Origin of the sequence: Pseudonocardia sp. SID8383, assembly GCF_009864975.1 — a bacterium.
GTDB classification, from domain to species: Bacteria; Actinomycetota; Actinomycetes; order Mycobacteriales; family Pseudonocardiaceae; genus Pseudonocardia; species Pseudonocardia alni.
Genome location: NZ_WWFY01000468.1, coordinates 1 through 1,537, shown reverse-complemented (window position 1 = coordinate 1,537; position 1,537 = coordinate 1). Strand labels below are relative to the sequence as shown.

The 1,537-nt window shown below is 73.9% G+C and carries 1 protein-coding gene; it reads left to right on the top strand.

The window, feature by feature from the left end; genetic code table 11:
* Positions 1–323: 323 nt before the first annotated feature.
* The coding region (locus GTW08_RS11405; protein ID WP_202417040.1) for a hypothetical protein at positions 324–1,537 on the top strand (1,214 nt) is incomplete at its 3' end.

Sequence of the window (1,537 nt, the reverse complement as noted above, 5' to 3'; positions counted from 1 at the left end):
CGGTGCGGGGCAGCTCCGGGGGCAGCAGGTCGGCGGTGCGCGCGATCGCGGCGCCGGTCGGGACGACGGTGAGCTCGTCCGGGGCGCCGCCCGCGCCGAGCGCGAGGGCGGTGCCCCCGCCGACGAGCAGGAGACCGGTGGCGGCGACGGCGGCGACGGTGAGCGGGGTACGCACGGTGATCTTCCTCCGAGAGGTTCCGGCTGGTCCGGGTCGGTGCGACCCGGATGCTGGTGGGAACTGTGCCGCCGCCCGCCCCAAGGCCGCGCTGCGTGAGCCCTAAGGCGGCGTTAGGGCCCGGAGCGGCCGAACTACAGTCGTCGGGGTGTCGACCATCAGCCCGGACGAGGGAGTGGCGCGCCGGCTGAAGGCCCTGGCCTGCACGGCGCCGCTGCACGATCTCGACGCCCGCAAGGGGCGGCTGGACTGGGACGCGACCGGCTACCAGATGGCCGAGATCGGCCTGCAGGCGATCGACCAGGTCACCCTGGCCATGGACTTCGACCACGGTGCCGACCACGCGGAGGTCGTCCGGCGGCTGCTGCCGTTCGTGGGCGCGCAGGTGCCGGGGGCGCCGCGGTCGGAGTACGTCCGCGTCGCGCAGTGGGTGATCGACAACCTGATCAACGTGGGGTCGATCGACCGCGGGTTCGCCGTGGAGTACGGCACGACCGACGACGACGGGCGCTACGTGCGTCGCCGATTCGACTTCAAGCTGCTCGTCGAGGTGGCCGCCCCGGACGGCGGGATCTACCTGCGCGCCTCGGACGAGGCGATCAACGTGCTGGTCGGGGCGTTGGACACCGACGTCGAGTCGGCCCAGGAGGCGGCCGAGACGAAGCTGGAGACGCTGATCGTCCGCGGTCGTCTCGGCGACGCCCGGCTGGCGGCCGAGCAGGCCCGCTACCGGACCGTGCAGTACGCGGAGTCGTTGCGGCGCAAGCTGGAGGCGACCCGGCGCGACGTCCGCTCGGTGGACTGGCTCGACGCCGTCCCGCAGCTGCTCGACGAGGCACTGACCCATATCGAGTCCCGCTACCGCGCCGAGACGATGATCAAGGCGAACATCGCCGACGCCCGTGACGAGGCCACCGAGCCCGGGCGCCGCAGGCAGGCCGCGGAGCTGGTGACCGTCGTCGACGACTGCATCCAGCGACACACCCAGCTGCAGGCACGGCTGCAGGAGGCGGGCGCGTCGTTCCGCGCCGAGCAGGACCGCCAGCAGTTCTCCGGGAAGCCGAAGCGGGCCGCCGTCGACGTGTTCGGGCAGCTGCTGCGGCCGTCTCTGGCGCTGACCGTCGAGGCGGCGCACGACCCGGTGACCGGCTACTTCGGTGCCGGGGCCGGCGTGCGGAACCCGTCGGTGCCGAGCCTGGGCGGGCTGGTCGAGACGTTGCTGACACCGCCGAGCGACCGTGACCCGTTCGGCGCCGAGGTGCCCGAGCCGGAGCTGGCGCCGCAGCCGCGCGAGCGGTTCGGGGTGGACACGTGGGCGGCCGCCGACGCGGTGCTGCCCGCCGACGTCGAGCACCCGGTGCG